Genomic DNA, 15,363 nt, shown 5'->3' with positions numbered 1-15,363 from the left:
TTGGACAGGTTATTTTGATGATCCGTATTCTTTTTCTGCTTTTGCTAATCGCAAGCCTCTCCAACTGCGCCTCGATCTCCAACCCTCTGCCCAAATGTGACGGCTATTCCCGGCGTCCGCTGAACCGCGCCATGTGGCAGTGGGAGGACAAGGGCAAGCAGCAGACACCTGCCAGCGAGATATCTCGGAACCCGGCGAGCCGCGCGGTCTCTTACGCGGAAGAACCGGCCTCTGTGACGCCGGCTGCGTTTGCACACTTCGATGTCGCTGGCTCATACCGTCCATGCGAGGGCAACTGAGATGGTGAACGCCGACAGCCTCAAGAGCTATTTCGACAAGGCGCGCCGCTTCGATCAGGATCGGCTCATCCAGGTCGAGCGCTCGGCCCGCATCGCCTGGTTCGTTGCGATCTCGGCCAGCGTCGTTGCCGTCGTCTCCGTCTTTGCGATCGCTGGCCTCACGCCTCTGAAGACGGTCGAGCCGTTCGTCGTGCGGGTCGACAATTCCACGGGGATCGTCGACGTGGTTTCAGCGCTGACCTCGACCGCCGGCACTTATGACGAAGCCGTCACGAAATTTTTTGCGGCCAGATATGTTCGCGCCCGCGAAGGCTATGTCTGGAGCGAGGGAGAGGAAAATTTCCGGACGGTGGCGCTCCTGTCGACTCAAGCTGAGCAGTCCCGCTTTGCGGCGTCCTATCGCGGCAGCAATCCGGGTTCACCCCAGAACACCTATGGTCGGAGCGCGACCGCGCGGATCAATATCGTATCGATCTCGCTGATCAACGCCAATGTGGCCTCCGTCCGGTACATGCGCACCGTCACGCGCGGTGACGATCTGCGCACCACGCATTGGGTCGCGACGCTCACCTTCTCCTATGTCAACGCTCCGATGTCTTCCTCCGACCGGCTGGTCAATCCCCTGGGCTTCGTCGTTAGCGAATATCGCGCCGATCCGGAGGCCATCAATTGAAACAGAGATTTCTGCTCGTTCTTTTCGTGATCGCCGGCTTTTCCTCGACGACCTCGGCCCTGGAAATCCCGCGCGGTGCGTCCCAAGACGGCCGGGTCCGGTTTATCGACTACCAACCCTACAACATCACGCGCGTGGTCGGCACGCTGCGTTCATCGGTGCAGGTTGAATTCGCGGCCGACGAGGAGATCGCCCATGTCGCGCTCGGCAACAGCGTCGCATGGGAGGTGGCGCCGGCCGGCAACATCCTGTTCCTCAAGCCGCGGGAAAACCAGCCCGTAACGAATATCTCTGTGGTGACCACCAGACGGGACGGTTCGACGCGCAGTTATCAGATGGAACTGACCGTCCGGGACGGCAGCGTCGAAGCCGGGCAGAACACCTATTTCTATTTGAAATACCGTTATCCTGCCGATGAAGCCGAGCGCCGGAAACAGGACGCAGCCGCTCGCGCCCAAGCAGCGCAGGCCGGCGAAGCCGATCGTGTTCTGTCTCTTCACGAGGCCTATGGACCCCGCAACTGGCGGTATTCCGCTCAAGGATCGCAGGCACTCGAACCGCAGGCCGTCTATGACAACGGGAAGGTCACGACCTTCGCCTTTATCGGCAATCAGGAAATGCCGGCGATCTATATGGAGAATTCGGACGGCACCGAAAGCCTGGTCCCGAAATCCGTCGACGGCAATCTGGTGCTGGTCCACGCTATCAGCCGCAAGTTTATCCTGCGCCGGGGCAGCGATGTGCTGTGCGTCTTCAACGAGGCCTATGATCGCGTCGGCATCAATCCCGAAACAAATACGACTTCACCGTCGGTTGAGCGCGTCGTCAAGGCCGCACCTGGTACAGCGCAATAGGAGGTGTCATGGCCGACGAAGAAGTCACCCTGATCCCTGGCGAGCGTGCTGAAACATCGACCGGCCGGCGGATCGACAACAACCCCGTCCTCAAGCGCGGCGCCGTCGCCGTCGCGATCGTTGCCTTTGTCGCCTTTGCCCTCTGGTCGATGGGTGGGAAGAACAAGCCGACAGATGGCGTGCAGCCGGAGCGCGTGGTCATCCGCCAGACGTCGGATTTCGAACCCGCAAAGGAGCCGGTCCAGCTCGTGACCACACCGGCCGAAGTCCAGCTTCCGACACCCGTCGTTGCCGAGAAAGCGCCCACCGACGACGACAAGCTGCTCGACGCTGCGCGGCGCGCACCCGTCATGGCCTATGGTGCGGAAAAGACGCCGACTGCCAGGCGCCAGCAAGATGATGCGAACACCAATGCCGCCTCGAACTATGTCCCGCTCGCAAACGCGCCGGGCAGCTTTACGGGGCAGGGGGAAAGCGAGGATCAGCGCTTCAACCGCATGCTGACCCCGACGCAGTTGCAGGGCTCCCGTGCCGGCACGCTCGGCAACCGCGATTTCGTCGTCGCCATGGGGACCTCCATCCCTTGCGTGCTCGAGACGGCCCTTTCTTCCGACCAGCCGGGATTCACCAGCTGCGTCATCAATCGCGATGTTCTGTCCGACAACGGCCGCGTCGTGCTGATGGAGAAAGGCACGCAGGTCGTCGGCGAATATCGTGGTGGACTGCGCCGTGGCCAGAAGCGCCTTTTTGTTCTCTGGAACCGGGCAAAGACCCCGAAGGGTGTGATCATTACCCTGGCGTCACCGGCAACCGATGCGCTGGGCCGCGCCGGCATGGACGGCTACGTCGATACACATTGGTGGGAACGGTTCGGCAGCGCCATCCTGTTGTCGATCGTCGGCGATGTGACATCCTATGCCAACAGCCAATTGCGTGATAGCGACGTCGATGCACAAAACACCACCAGCGCCGGTCAGCAGGCCGCGGCGATTGCCGTCGAACAATCGATCAACATCCCGCCAACCCTGATGAAACATCAGGGAGGCCTGGTTTCGATCTTCGTGGCGCGCGATCTCGATTTTTCCAGCGTCTACCGGCTGCGCGTCACCGAACCGCGCAACCGCATTGATGACCGCGCCGTACTCGGCGACTTTGCCCCGGACTTGAAGCTTGTGACGAAGTAGGTGTTACGATGACTGAAGCCGCAGATTCCGGTGTCGTGCGTGAACTGCTCCTGCCGCTCTCGCCGTTCCTTCGCGACAAATCGCTCTATGAGGTCATTGTCAATAAGCCCGGCAAGGTCGTGACCGAAGGAGCGAACGGATGGCAGGTCCACGATTTGCCCGAACTTGCCCATGACCGGTTGATGCGCCTCGCTCGGGCGGTGGCGAGCTATTCCGGTCAATCGATCGACGAAACCCGGCCGATCCTGTCGGCGACCCTGCCCGACGACGAGCGAATCCAGATCGTGATCCCGCCGGCGACGACGAGGGAAACCGTCAGTGTCACCATTCGCAAACCGTCCTCGGTGTCGCTCAGCCTTGGTGATCTTGACCAGGGTGGACTGTTCGACGATGTGGTCCGCACACAAGAGAGTAGCGGGCAACCGGACCAACGGTTGTCGGAACTCTATCGCGCCGGCGCTCACAAGCAGTTCCTTCGGGAGGCCGTGCTGGCGCGGAAAAACATCATTATTTCCGGGGCGACTGGATCGGGCAAGACGACGCTATCCAAGGCGTTGATCCAGTATATCCCGGATACTGAACGTATCATTTCCATTGAGGATACGCCGGAACTGGTCATCCCGCAGCCCAACCACGTCCGTCTCTTTTATTCGAAGGGCGGCCAGGGGACCGCGAAGATCGGCGCCAGGGACCTCCTCGAATCCTGCCTGCGTATGCGTCCGGACCGGATATTGTTGCAGGAGCTCAGAGATGGCACAGCCTTTTATTACATCCGCAATGTGAATTCCGGGCATCCCGGTTCAATCACGACCGTGCATGCCGACTCTGCGCGCCTAGCCTTCGAGCAATTGACCTTGCTGGTAAAGGAGTCGGAAGGTGGTGGCGACCTCGAACGGCACGACATCCGCGAAATGCTGACGATCGCGATCGATATCATCGTCCAATGCAAACGGATCGACGGACGGTTTCGGGTGAGTGAGATCTATTTTCGTGACGCGCTTGCGTCCGGCGCCAATGGTTGATGAGAGAGTAATGCCCATTCACCTGTCGTTCGGCGCTGCAACGAGAACAGTGTCGCCGATCTTGAATTGTCGCACTTTACCTCTTCCCGGGTATTCTTTCCCATAGGCTATCCCACGAAAGATTGTTGAGGCTGCCAAACCAAACTGGGCTGTTCTAAGTTGTCGTAGTTGACAAAGTTGCTTCAGGTAGCCATCTTCTCTTCAGGAGAACCGCTATGGCCCAGAAAACCCAGTCCAAGACGTCGAAAACCACCTCTAAGACGCCGAACGGCATCATGACGATGTTCGTTCTTGATGCGAACCCTTTCGAGGGGGTTGCTGGATTCCAATTGCCTGCGGGCGCACGGCTTGCCGTCGTGACCTCGAAGCCGGAAACCGCGAGTTCTGTCGCCCGGACCGTCGGCAAGCGCTTTCGCGGCAATAGCATGGTCGTTCGAAGAATGCGCCAACTTGCCAGGGCCAAAGAACGTGCCGAGACAACCAGCACGGTCAACAAGACGGCTTTCGAACCGGACGCACGCAGCCAGGCTGTGCTTCAGGGCGTTCGAATCGCACAGAACGATCTAAAGGCAGCGGGCGGCGCCTATGATCTGGAGCAGGTCAGGACACTCCTGCATGGGGTTTCCCGCCAGGCGGTCGACAAGCGCGTGCAAGAGGGAAGTTTGCTGGCTGTTCCCGGCCCGAGCAACCGGCGCTGCTATCCGACGCTTCAGTTCAATCGTGACGGTAGCGTGGTGGCAGGTCTCAAGGAGGTACAGGACGCGCTTCCCGTCGAAAGCCCCTGGGCTGTGCTGAACTTCCTTGCGCGGCCGGATGATCGCTTGGGTGGGAAAAAGCCGATCGAGGTCCTGCGAGAAGGGAACCTTCCGTTGGTCCTCGAAGCGGCGAACCGCTACGGTGAGCAGGGCGCGTGACCGTCCCACTGCCACCGCCAGACCTGCATAGTCGTACTCCCGAGATTGTTTCACTCCCCGCAGGGAGTGAAACCCATCGCTTCTACACGGCTATATACGAACCCATCTTTTTTGACCGATCCAGGACTGGCCGCTTCAACGCTCCTGATGGCTCTTACGGCGTGCTCTATGTCGCGAAGCTCGTCAACGGTGCGTTTGCCGAGACGTTCTTGCGCTCACCAGGAAACACGCTGATCGACGCTGGCTTTTTGAAACGCAAAGGATATGTTCGGCTTGAAACTGTGTCGCCGCTGAAGCTGATCGATCTGACCGGTCCGGGACTTGCGATTGTTGGGGCGACGGCGGAAATCCCGCATTCCGGGCTTCCTTATGATGCGGCTCAGGCCTGGTCAAAGGCGCTGTTTGACCACCCTGTCAGGGCAGATGGAATTGTCTATCACGCGCGCCACGATGATACCGAGATCTGCTATGCGATCTTCGATCGCGCGGAATCAGCTATCGTGGAAACGTCCCGGGAACTGAATCTCGACCAGGAATGGTTCTGGGAGACCGGTGCTCGATATGGAGTCGGGTTGGCACCATAGACGACTTCGATATCTCGAATTCATTCGGCAGCGAATGAGAAAACTGCGGTCTGTGTTCGTCTGCTTTCGGAGGCGATGGGAGCAAGATGATCGCTGTCGTCGCGGCGTACCTCCCCAGCCTAAGACTTATGACATCTCGCTAAGTAATCCTGAAACGCCTATGCCGGCTTGATCCCCGCTCGTTCCATTGGCGCGAAGCGCCGGGAGCAGGGGAATTGTGGCCGGGATGCGAGAACTGAAGAGAAATCGCGGGCACCTCACCATAGAACTGATCAATGTCATATCGCCAGATCGCGGACGCGGGAACAGTCTACAGTCCTCGACGCGTCGCTTTATTCCAACAGCGCGGGTTCTCACAAGATCATTCTGTCTACCGATTTTTTTGGTTCTTGCTGGACATCTTCTCAGCGTCGGCGTCGCCGGTCTTGCCATTCAATTGCTTCTGGGGTTTTTGATAAACAGGTTTTCGGTCCGGTGAATCGAGGACGGATGGAAAGGTATTTCAGCAACATTAATGCCGGTCGTTAAGCATCGACGTATGATGATATATAGCAAGGAGAGGTGATATTTTATCATGCCGGAATTAACGCGCCAAGCTCTACAACCTTGTCTGGACCAAGCCGCTGAGAACAATCGCTCAGGAATACGGGCTTGACCCGATTCATTTGGCCAAAGCCTGTGATGCCTGTGACGTAGCCCGGCCTCCGGCGGGTTATTGGCAGAAGATGGAGCACGGCAAGTCCGTTCAGAGGCCGCCACTCTCAAATGGAACGTTTGGCCCCGAAGATATCCCGGAATTGAAACAACGAAATGTCCAGAACGACCAATAGTGATGAGATCAAACGGTTCTCTGAAACACGCTAGCGATAACGCGGAGCACAGCGGCATAGAAATGACCGGCGCCAAGGTCTGGGACCTCCAGCTTGAACCCAATCTGGTACTGATAAGAATAGCGTCGAACTGGTGGTGACGGTGCTTCGAGGCGCCCACATGGGGCTTTCAGGTGAAATGCCCCTCCAAGCCAAGGACGCGCTTGCTATAATCCCTAAGTTCACCCTGCGCGCCGGTATTTCCGGTAGAATGGCGCGCTCGATATCGAGCTTCGTGCACAGATCAGAAACGAACGTGTCACGTTGCGCCATGCCGCCTGTGCGAAGCGCACTTGCGCTTTTGTAAAGGCGAACTTCTGGCCGCCTTTCTGCCTGCGAGTGCCTTACAGAAATCTTCGGCATCGATCTCGCGACCGTGCGCCGAAAGCAGGGCAGGGAGGCTGAATCGGAGAGCCGCTGGCGATGGAACATCGTAAGACGATCCTCTCTGGCCGGCTGTCTGGGCTTTTCCGGGACCGGTGATGCAGAGAATGCCGGCGCAGAGCGGTGAGGGCGGCGGATGCGGCCGGAGGGAGAGGGGGGAAGGAGAGTTCGTGGCGGATTGTGGTTGTCGGAGAAGGCTCCGGCCGATCCGCCACGGAGAAACAATATGGCACAGGCCATCCAGAAAATCACGCTCAATGCCGGGCGTGACATCCCATTCAACAAGCTCGTTTTGAGCCAGCAGAACGTTCGCAAGATCAAGGCGGGCGTCTCGATCGAGGAACTTGCCGAAGACATTGCCCATCGCGGACTGCTGACGAGTCTCAACGTCCGCGCCGAGATCGATGCTGACGGCGCCGAGACCGGAATTTACCGTATCCCGGCCGGCGGTCGTCGCTATCGCGCGCTGGAACTGCTGGTCAGCCAGAAGAAGCTGTCGAAGACAGCAGCGGTTCCGTGCATCGTCAGCAAGGGCGAAACGCCTGAAGTCGAGGACTCGCTCGCCGAAAACATCAAGCGCGTAGATCTTCATCCGCTCGATGAGTTTCGGGCCATCATGAAGCTCCGCGAACAGGGGCTCGACGAGGAGGAGATCGCCGCACGCCTCCATATCTCGGTTGCGACGGTGAAGCAGCGTTTGCGGCTGGCGTCGGTCTCGCCGCGGCTTCTGGAGATCTACGCGAATGACGAGATGAAGCTCGGCCAGGTCATGGCATTCTCGATCACCAATGACCACGCTCGCCAGGAGCAGGTTTGGGACACGGTCTCGCGGTCCTATAGCCAGGATGCCAATTACATCCGCCGCATGCTGACGGAAACCGCGGTCCGGGCCGCCGATCGCCGCGCCACCTATGTCGGCATCGACGTTTACGAGGCTGCCGGCGGTGTCGTCATGCGCGATCTGTTCGAACCGGACAATGGCGGATGGCTGCAGGATCCGGCGCTGCTCGAACAGCTCGTGATCGAAAGGCTGACCGCCGACGCGGAGGCGCTGAAGGCCGAAGAAGGCTGGAAATGGGTCGAGGCGGCCTTCGACTTCTCATATGGTCATACCTCCGGCCTTCGCCGTTTCTACGGCAAACAGGCGGAATATACGGAGGAAGAGCTTGCTCGTCATGACGCCCTGAAGGCGGAGTATGACAAGCTCGACGCCGACTATGCCGAGACGGAAGACTACTCCGAGGAAACAGAAGCTCGACTTGAAGAGCTCGGGAATGAACTGGATGCGTTGAACGACCGGCCCTATGTCTTCGATCCGGAAGACGTCGCGCGCGGCGGCGCCTTTATCTCGCTTGCCGGCAGCGGTGAACTGAAGATCGAACGTGGTTTCGTCCGGCCAGAGGATGAGCCCGCTGTCGAGGCGGATGACGCTGATACCGATGACGGAGACGGTCATGGCGGAAAAGACACCGTTGCTGCCTCGGTGAACGGTGGCGTTTCGATCAACGGCAAGCCTGCCGGCGTTGAAGAGCCGGAAGACGACGACGGAAAGCTTCGCCCTCTTTCCGATCGCGTCATCGAAGATCTGACGGCCGCCCGCACCGTCGCTCTTCGCAATGCGCTGGCGAACGATCCTGTGATGGCATTCGTCGCCGCGCTCCATGTCGCCGTCCTCAAGATCTTCTACAGATACGGGGCGGACTCGTGCCTGGAGATCACGCTCCAGCATACCACATTCGGTCAGGCACAGGGGCTCGGCGATACGGTCTGGGCGAAAGAGATCGAACAGCGGCAGGAATCGTGGGGTCATGATCTTCCCGCGAACGCTGACGAGGTCTGGGACTATTTGGTCTCGCTCGATGAAACCAGCCGCATGGCGCTGTTTGCGCATTGCGTCTCGCTGTCGGTGAACACCACGGTCCAGGCATGGAACAAGCGGGGCAAGGAAAACATCCATGCCCGACAGCTCGCCCGTTCGCTCGGTTTTGGCATGGTGGAAGCGGGCTGGACGCCGACGGTCGACAACTACCTCGAGCGTGTGACCAAGGCGCATATCCTGCAGGCGGTCCGCGAGGCAAAGGGCGAACAGTCGGCACAGCTTATCAATCATCTGAAGAAGCCCGACATGGCGCGCGAGGCGGCCCGTTTGCTGGAAGGCAGCGGATGGCTCCCCGAAGTGCTGCGGCTTCCGGTCGCCGCAACGACCACGGTCACTCAGGTTGATGCGACGGTGACCGACGACGGTATCGAAGACGATGCCGCCCAACCTGACGACGTCGATCTGCCGGCCTTCCTGACCGGGGACCAGGATGCGGAGGAGGTATCCACCGATCCGGACGACGACGGTGATCATCTCGAAGCCGCCGAGTAACCACGCCAAAGCCCGCCCTAACGGAAGCCCGGACGAGAGCCGGGCTTCCGTGTTTTTCAGGAGCGCCGTCATGCCCGCTTACACGATCGAAACGACCTATACCCTGCCGATATTTCGGCATGGCACCTACATCGCCGACACGCCGGAGGAGGCCTGCAAGGCCGCGCTCGTCGACGACAACTGGGAATCTTTGCAGAAGGATTATGATGCCTCCGGTGAGGTACACGTCACCGGCATTTGGAAAGGCGAAAAGGCTCATTATACCGGATCATCGATCCCCGTGCCGTCCCAGTTCGACGAAGCGGTCCAGCGTCGTGCCGACCACTTCGAGATATTGCTCGGACTGCTGAAGATGATGGTCCACGATGCACATGCGCCGCGAGCTTCGCCGTCGTACTGGTTGGCCAAGGCGGCGTGTGCAATCGCGCGAGGTGAGGCAATTCTCGCCTGTGCAGCCGATCCCCAAGAGCCGATCGACGCATCGAGGGCAAGCCATGTTCTTGCGCGCTTGCACGAAGACCGGGTCCGCAGCGCGATAGTCGCGGTACTCGATGTCGATGACGGCTTCGGATCACTTTTGACGGATTCGGTGACCGACGAAGAGATCCAGTCGGCTTGCGAGACCACCATCACAATGGTGGATCTCTCCGACGTGGTGAGTAACGCCGAATTTCACGCGGCAATGACAGCGATCCGGTCTGCGGCCCGTCGTCTCCATCCAGATTGATCGCAGGTGGACCGCTGAAACTTTTCGAGCGCGGCCGGCGCGGGTGGGCGTTGGTCAACCGGGAAGAGGAGGAGAGGGGCCGGGAGAGGGCGAACCAGGCGGTCGGTCGAGAGAGGGTCGCCCGTACTGACCCACTCGCCTCTCTGGAGAAAGATCGATGTCTGTATTCGAAACTGGCCCCTAATCCGCCGCCATTGTTCCTGACGAGCGCCGTTTAAAATTCCTCCCGACCCTGTTCGGGCGCTCGCTGCTGATCATCGGCGAGAACGCTGTTTACAGCCTCATGGAACGGCTGAGCCCTCTCGACTACCGCGGCGGGTTCTGGGACTTCTATGAGCATCAAGGTACGCCGCTGTTTCTGGCCCCGCGATCCAGATCGCGCTTTCGAATCACCGGCGAAATCACCGGGTTTCAGGAGGACGTATCGGCGGGGGCTGCGGGGATTATCGCCACGCTTTTTGCTTTCTCGCATCTCTCCTTCCGGCATCCGTCCGACCGTCTCTTGGAAGCCTATGGCCGCCTCTATGTTTATTCAGCGGAGCATCCTGAAGCCGCACAAATTATGGAGGCGATCGACTGAGGTATCAATGTGCGCCTGCCTCGAGGGCGTAGCTATCCAGCAGTCTGAGTGGATCGATCCGGACGGTGTGCCGCCCGGACGAGCCCTCCCGTAATCGGGAAAGGTCGAAACTGATGACGACATTCGAAATCCGCGCATTCGTGACCATCTCGACCGGTCATGTGACCGCCGCAACCGCGAAAATTCTCGACATTACACCCTGCGCGGAATGGCCCTGCGTCGGAGGGAGCTACGCCGATTACGGCTGGTTCTTCTACGCCCATGATGAAAACGCCGGCGTGGCCGACCAGCGCATTCCCGATGATCTCTTTGCCGTCATGACATGGGCGCGCCAAAAAGGCTTTAGCCATGTCCTGTTCGATCGCGATGCAGAGCAGGTCGAGGATCTGCCTTGGCATCACTCGTGACGCCAGCGCGTCGGGATCGTGCTATTCAGCGCAACCGCCGTCGTTCGAGGAAGGATTGCATGTCTCGCCGACCGTCGACGATACAACAAATGACCACATCCTCTCCGATGATGCGATGGATCATCCGCCAGGGCTTGTGATGTAATTCCCGGTATTCGGTGATGCCGAGGCCCGCCAATTCCTTGGGAACATTTCCCGGGTGGGCAAATCCTCGAGCTCCAGGTAGGATTCCTCGATTTCGCCCCGATTCCGTCCCGGGTAGCGAGGAAGCGGTAGAGATCTTCGATGTCCCGTTCTGCATCCTCCGCAAAGAGAACACGATACGGCATCAGGCTTCGGGCTTCGCCAAGCGCGCACGAAGGCGCGCAAAGGTCTCTTTTGCGGGGCGGACCTTCCCGTCTTCTACCTGCTTGTTGTCAGTGCCAGCACCTTCAAGAGCGCCAGCGTCTCCTGCGTCTCTTCATATTGCGTGACGTCTTGAAGCACGGCTTTCGCCTCGCCATGCAATGTGATCACCACCGGCTGCCGGTTATCGGCGAGCTGGCGAATGACCTCCGGCGCATGAGCCTTGAGGTAGCTGATGGGCTTGACCTGTTCCGACAGTTTCATCGATCCGATCTCCTTTTGACCAGAATATAGACCTTTATCGTCCGACCGGAAGCAATTGTTGCGCAGTCGCAAGAGGAGGGGAGGGCCGTTTGCGGGGTGGCGGTTCCGGAAGGCCGGAGAGAAGGCCTTCGCGATCGCCTGCATCGCGGTGCCCGCCTGACGGCAATGTCACCTAATTCTTCCTTCATCAGCCCGGTTGGCCGCGAGAGCGGTCAGCCGGGCTCTTTCGTTACAGGAGACTTCAGCATGAACACCATGACTTCCAGTCCCTCGCGAACCCAACGACCGGCGTCGTCCGGTTTCAAGGTCGACATCTCCCGTGGCGAGCGCATTGGGCGCGTGTCGTCAGAATGGTTCTCGCGTCCGGACGACGAGCGCTATCTCTCGCTCTCCGATCTTCATCGCGCCGTCAGCGCCAGAACCGAGCAAGCGCGTGTTCGCACGATCGAGACCGCTGAAATCCGTGTCGAGGCGACCCGCGACAATGCCGAGCGCTTGTCCCTGATCGTTCCTGGCGGGCGTGAGGCGCTGGCACCGACGCACTGGAGCTACGGCCAGCTTTGCAGCCTGGTCGGTGCGCCCGCGAGCTACATGCGCCAGCTTCCCGCGCCGCTCGCAGCGATCAATCTTCAGCATGGGCTCCTCAACCCTAATACCGAAATGGTGAAAACCCTGGAGATGGATGACGGCCGCCTCGAACTTCGGGCGGTGACCGGTCCGGAATACGGCCGGATCTGGGACAAGGATCTGATCGCCGCGATTATGAACATTGCTGGAGACGGCACGGGCGACACCATCTGGAAGGTGCCGGGCTTGCTCGACTGGTCGACCATGACCCACAATCCCTTCGTCGACATTACCAAGGATACCACGACGCTTTATGCCAGTGATCGCGACGTGTTCGTCTTTCTCTGTGACGACACCCATCCGATCGAAGCGGGCCGCCTGCCGAACGGCGAACCCGATTTGTACTTCCGTGGTTTCTATGCCTGGAACAGCGAGGTCGGCTCGAAAACGCTTGGAATTGCGAGCTTTTATCTCCGCGCGGTGTGTGCCAATCGCAATCTTTGGGGCACCGAAAATTTCGAAGAAATCACCATCCGCCACTCGAAATTCGCCGCACAGCGCTTTGCCCACGAGGCCGCTCCGGCGTTGACAAACTTCGCAAACTCCTCCCCGGCACCCTTCATCGCCGGCGTTAGGGCTGCCCGTGAACGCGTCGTTGCCCGCAATGATGAGGATCGGCAGACGTTCTTGCGCCGCCGGGGTTTCTCCAAGGCCGAAACGGGCAAGATCATCGAGACCGTTTTGTCCGAAGAGGGTAGGCCTCCTGAGAGCATCTTTGACTTTGTGCAGGGTATCACCGCGCTGGCGCGGGGAAAGTCGCATCAGGACAACCGGCTCGAACTCGAAGGCAAGGCGAAGAAACTGCTCGAAAGCGCCGCCTGACCAAGACAGCCCAACGTAAATCCGCATCCATCCCTTTCATTACCCGGCCATCGCGCCGGGCTTTCTGTTCTGGAGAACCTAAATGACAGATTTCTCATTCCACGCCGAAGTGGCGGCAGAGCCATCGAAAAGGCCGGTCGGGCTGCGATCAGACGCTGAGATCGGCGATATTCAGGGTCGCGCCAGCGTCCGATCGCTGCTCGGCCGTGCTCGCGTCGATCACGTCAGCCATTTCATTGGCGGCGACCTGATTGCTGGCCTCTTTCAAGTCGATAGTGCTCCAAATCGAGTTTTGTTGTGTGGATTGACGACGTCGGTTCTTGAACTCAACGACAAACGGCTTTTTATCTGGCTTCATAATGCTCCGGCTGACTGTAGCGGATGAATTTCTCCGTAGCAGGTGCTCTTTCGCTGTGTCCTGTCAACGGTCGGTAGCGCGCAACCCGGATCAAGGGAGCGGGGGTATTTCGCCGTCCGCTACACGCCAGACCCACGGTGTGATTTCCGGTCGCGTTTCGATCATATCGGCAAGGGCGTGTTCATAGTCGTCACCGGCGGTCGGAGGGACGATAAACATTGCGACGGGTGCCGGCTTCTGCTCCGGCATGATCACCGACACGATCGGCGCATCGCGCGGCAGGTTGAAACGCAGCCCCTTGACGGTCTTTCGCTTCAGGTGACCGAGCTTTTCCAGCAACCTGAGCTCGTGAATATCCTCGAACGGGAGCCAGTGATCATTGACCACCATCAGTGCGATCTCTTCCACCGATGCGATGCCAGCAGCGGAAATGCCGAACGTGGCGATGACGATCAAATGGAAAGCCTCGCTCGATCGCCACAGTTCGAACTCGGTCTCATAGCGCGTCGCCAGCCGCCGCCATGCGCCGTCCTCGATCATCAGCGGGAAAGGCGTGTGTCGCACGATGATTTTCTGGCCTTCGCGCGCCGGGGAAAACTCCTTCACTTCGGCCACGATCATCATCAACTTCCTTGGCCCTGACTTCGTCGCCTGCACGCCCTTTAGTGCCGCCGCCCGCCTTGCGGCGATGCCGCCTCTGTCCTCCGGTTGAAATACTTCCGGCACGTAGAGCATGTCGATAAGAGGGCCACCTCTTGCCGACATCTGTGACGCAGCAGTGATGAGACTGGAGCGAACCCGGCCCCAGCCGCGACGGCCTTTCCAGGTTGAGCGCCATTCCGTCAATTCGCCAGCCTCCCAGAGATAATGAAGCATTGCCCTGAGCGACAGCTTCTGTGGCTCGCTGTGGATGCCGGCTTTAGATGATTCAGCCGATGCACCAAGTGCTGCACGCGGTCCCCGTTTCGTAAGCGAAAAATCCAGTTTCAGGTCGGTCTTGCCGCTGGCATCGATCTGGATCGCATTGCCGATCAGCGGGCCGAGGCCGGAAAGCTCGTAGGGCGGCTCATAGGAGGGGCAGGCAGGATCATGGTCGCGTCCCGATAGCGGCATCCGTTTGATGAGGTACTGGTCCTCGACACGGGCGATGTACATTGGCACGGACGGATCCTTGCACATGCACAATGGTCGCAAACGCTGCTCGTAGGCTTGGGCGAGAAATTCCTGCAATTCAGGCCCGGTTTCCTCGGTGACATGATCTCCGATTGCAAATTTCCGCATCCCCACTCTCCTTGTCCACCCCCGAATCTATATGGCCACTGTACATTATACTGCCGAAAAATAGTCAGTAAAACATTGAGAGGCTGTAGTGTCGCTAGCGCGCCAGCCATGAAGGAGCGGGAAAAAGATTTGTGAAAGATCGTACGCTAAGGTTAAATGAAATGTGAACATCCATCGCGGGCTTGCGCAATGGTCTGTCGGCTGGTGCCAAATTTTCTTGCGATCGCCCAAATACTCATGCCGCTCACCAGATCCTTGAGGATATCCTACATTTGGTCATCACTGGGAAATTAGGCGTTGCCCTGAGAAAATTCAGTCAGTCGCTTCGAGAGAACCCGACACACCGCCTCATAGTTGTCAGGGTTGTCGACAAGCCGATCAAAGGACTCGACGTCCGGGAACAGGGCTTCAAGATCCTCGAAATATGTGTGTGACCATCCTGTCCCGTAATATTTTCTGGCGAACTGCGCCCCTCGTTCCGACAGGTGCTCCGGCTTGAGCGAGCCTTCCGTATAGCGATCACAGAAGTCGCGGAATGCTTTCGTGTTGCGCACGTCGGATTTTGGATAATTTTCGATGGCCTCTCGGAAGCCGTCAGAAAGCAAATCATTGGCGCGGCACCACGCAATGAACCATACAATAGGAATGCCGCTGGCCGTTTGCGTTTCAGGCGACATGTAACTTTCAAAAAAATCCAACGGCCTGTTTTCCATCAATTTCTCCCCTTCGGCGAGAAATTGCTTCAGCAGATCATCCATGTACTTCTCCTTCAACCAACTGGGAAAGATAAAAGAAAGC

Annotated in this window: 15 protein-coding genes and 3 pseudogenes; 12 read left to right on the top strand and 6 right to left on the bottom strand. The window is 58.9% G+C overall.

Annotated elements, in window-relative coordinates:
* Positions 1-17 precede the first annotated feature (17 nt).
* The 7 genes from I3J13_RS20655 to I3J13_RS20625 all read left to right on the top strand — a co-directional run bounded on the left by I3J13_RS20655 (position 18) and on the right by I3J13_RS20625 (position 5,530).
* On the top strand, positions 18-299 hold the full coding sequence (locus tag I3J13_RS20655) for a hypothetical protein (RefSeq protein WP_196380055.1): 282 nt from the start codon (positions 18-20) through the stop codon (positions 297-299).
* A 1-nt stretch (position 300) separates the two neighbouring features.
* On the top strand, positions 301-972 hold the full coding sequence (locus I3J13_RS20650; protein ID WP_196380054.1) for a VirB8 family type IV secretion system protein: 672 nt from the start codon (positions 301-303) through the stop codon (positions 970-972).
* Complete coding sequence (virB9, locus tag I3J13_RS20645) at positions 969-1,826, top strand: P-type conjugative transfer protein VirB9 (protein WP_196380053.1); 858 nt, start codon at positions 969-971, stop codon at positions 1,824-1,826. The genes I3J13_RS20650 and virB9 overlap by 4 nt, the downstream gene beginning before the upstream one ends.
* Before the next feature lie 8 nt (positions 1,827-1,834).
* The gene (virB10, locus tag I3J13_RS20640; RefSeq protein WP_196380052.1) at positions 1,835-3,010 is read left to right on the top strand and encodes a type IV secretion system protein VirB10; all 1,176 of its coding nucleotides are present in this window, start codon (positions 1,835-1,837) and stop codon (positions 3,008-3,010) included.
* A gap of 8 nt (positions 3,011-3,018) precedes the next feature.
* Positions 3,019-4,032 (top strand): P-type DNA transfer ATPase VirB11, encoded by a 1,014-nt coding sequence (gene virB11 / locus I3J13_RS20635; RefSeq protein WP_196380051.1) that lies wholly within the window; start codon positions 3,019-3,021, stop codon positions 4,030-4,032.
* A 215-nt stretch (positions 4,033-4,247) separates the two neighbouring features.
* Entirely contained in the window at positions 4,248-4,946 is a 699-nt protein-coding gene (locus I3J13_RS20630; RefSeq protein WP_236001058.1) for a hypothetical protein, read from the top strand.
* Positions 4,943-5,530, top strand: coding sequence for an RES domain-containing protein (locus tag I3J13_RS20625; protein WP_196380050.1), 588 nt, complete (start codon positions 4,943-4,945; stop codon positions 5,528-5,530). The genes I3J13_RS20630 and I3J13_RS20625 overlap by 4 nt, the downstream gene beginning before the upstream one ends.
* A gap of 999 nt (positions 5,531-6,529) precedes the next feature.
* Here the strand turns inward: I3J13_RS20625 and I3J13_RS25830 are convergent.
* Positions 6,530-6,737 (bottom strand): annotated as a pseudogene (locus I3J13_RS25830) (recombinase family protein); the annotation flags it as partial.
* Positions 6,738-7,009: 272 nt separating this feature from the next.
* On the opposite strand from I3J13_RS25830, the gene I3J13_RS20620 reads away from it, so the two are divergent.
* From I3J13_RS20620 to I3J13_RS20605, 4 genes are all read left to right on the top strand, one after another.
* Positions 7,010-9,154 (top strand): ParB/RepB/Spo0J family partition protein, encoded by a 2,145-nt coding sequence (locus I3J13_RS20620; protein ID WP_196380049.1) that lies wholly within the window; start codon positions 7,010-7,012, stop codon positions 9,152-9,154.
* Positions 9,155-9,224: 70 nt separating this feature from the next.
* Positions 9,225-9,881 carry a hypothetical protein gene (locus I3J13_RS20615; protein ID WP_196380048.1) on the top strand — a complete coding sequence of 219 codons (657 nt, stop codon included), beginning with the start codon at positions 9,225-9,227 and terminating at the stop codon, positions 9,879-9,881.
* Between the two features lie 193 nt (positions 9,882-10,074).
* Positions 10,075-10,461, top strand: coding sequence for an antirestriction protein (locus I3J13_RS20610; RefSeq protein WP_196380068.1), 387 nt, complete (start codon positions 10,075-10,077; stop codon positions 10,459-10,461).
* 113 nt (positions 10,462-10,574) lie between these two features.
* The gene (locus I3J13_RS20605) at positions 10,575-10,868 is read left to right on the top strand and encodes a DUF5983 family protein (RefSeq protein WP_196380047.1); all 294 of its coding nucleotides are present in this window, start codon (positions 10,575-10,577) and stop codon (positions 10,866-10,868) included.
* Positions 10,869-10,893: 25 nt separating this feature from the next.
* Here I3J13_RS20605 and I3J13_RS26065 read toward each other — a convergent pair.
* Together I3J13_RS26065 and I3J13_RS20600 are read right to left on the bottom strand one after the other, a co-directional pair.
* Positions 10,894-11,197: pseudogene (locus I3J13_RS26065) on the bottom strand (type II toxin-antitoxin system RelE/ParE family toxin).
* Positions 11,197-11,477 (bottom strand): annotated as a pseudogene (locus I3J13_RS20600) (type II toxin-antitoxin system Phd/YefM family antitoxin). The pseudogenes I3J13_RS26065 and I3J13_RS20600 overlap by 1 nt, the downstream one beginning before the upstream one ends.
* Positions 11,478-11,723: 246 nt before the next feature.
* On the opposite strand from I3J13_RS20600, the gene I3J13_RS20595 reads away from it, so the two are divergent.
* The gene (locus I3J13_RS20595; protein ID WP_196380046.1) at positions 11,724-12,926 is read left to right on the top strand and encodes a DUF932 domain-containing protein; all 1,203 of its coding nucleotides are present in this window, start codon (positions 11,724-11,726) and stop codon (positions 12,924-12,926) included.
* 148 nt (positions 12,927-13,074) lie between these two features.
* On the opposite strand, the gene I3J13_RS20590 is transcribed toward I3J13_RS20595, so the two are convergent.
* The 3 genes from I3J13_RS20590 to I3J13_RS20580 all read right to left on the bottom strand — a co-directional run bounded on the left by I3J13_RS20590 (position 13,075) and on the right by I3J13_RS20580 (position 15,323).
* A complete protein-coding gene (locus tag I3J13_RS20590) occupies positions 13,075-13,284 on the bottom strand; it encodes a hypothetical protein (RefSeq protein ID WP_196380045.1) in 210 nt (69 codons plus the stop codon).
* A 90-nt stretch (positions 13,285-13,374) separates the two neighbouring features.
* Positions 13,375-14,565 (bottom strand): DUF1173 domain-containing protein, encoded by a 1,191-nt coding sequence (locus I3J13_RS20585; RefSeq protein WP_196380044.1) that lies wholly within the window; start codon positions 14,563-14,565, stop codon positions 13,375-13,377.
* A 290-nt stretch (positions 14,566-14,855) separates the two neighbouring features.
* Positions 14,856-15,323 carry a DUF7832 domain-containing protein gene (locus tag I3J13_RS20580; protein ID WP_196380043.1) on the bottom strand — a complete coding sequence of 156 codons (468 nt, stop codon included), beginning with the start codon at positions 15,321-15,323 and terminating at the stop codon, positions 14,856-14,858.
* Positions 15,324-15,363: the final 40 nt, after the last annotated feature.

Origin of the sequence: Agrobacterium leguminum, assembly GCF_015704895.1 — a bacterium.
Classification (GTDB): domain Bacteria; phylum Pseudomonadota; class Alphaproteobacteria; order Rhizobiales; family Rhizobiaceae; genus Agrobacterium; species Agrobacterium leguminum.
Note: the sequence above shows the minus strand (reverse complement) of the source record. Positions and strands in the feature narration are given on the sequence as shown.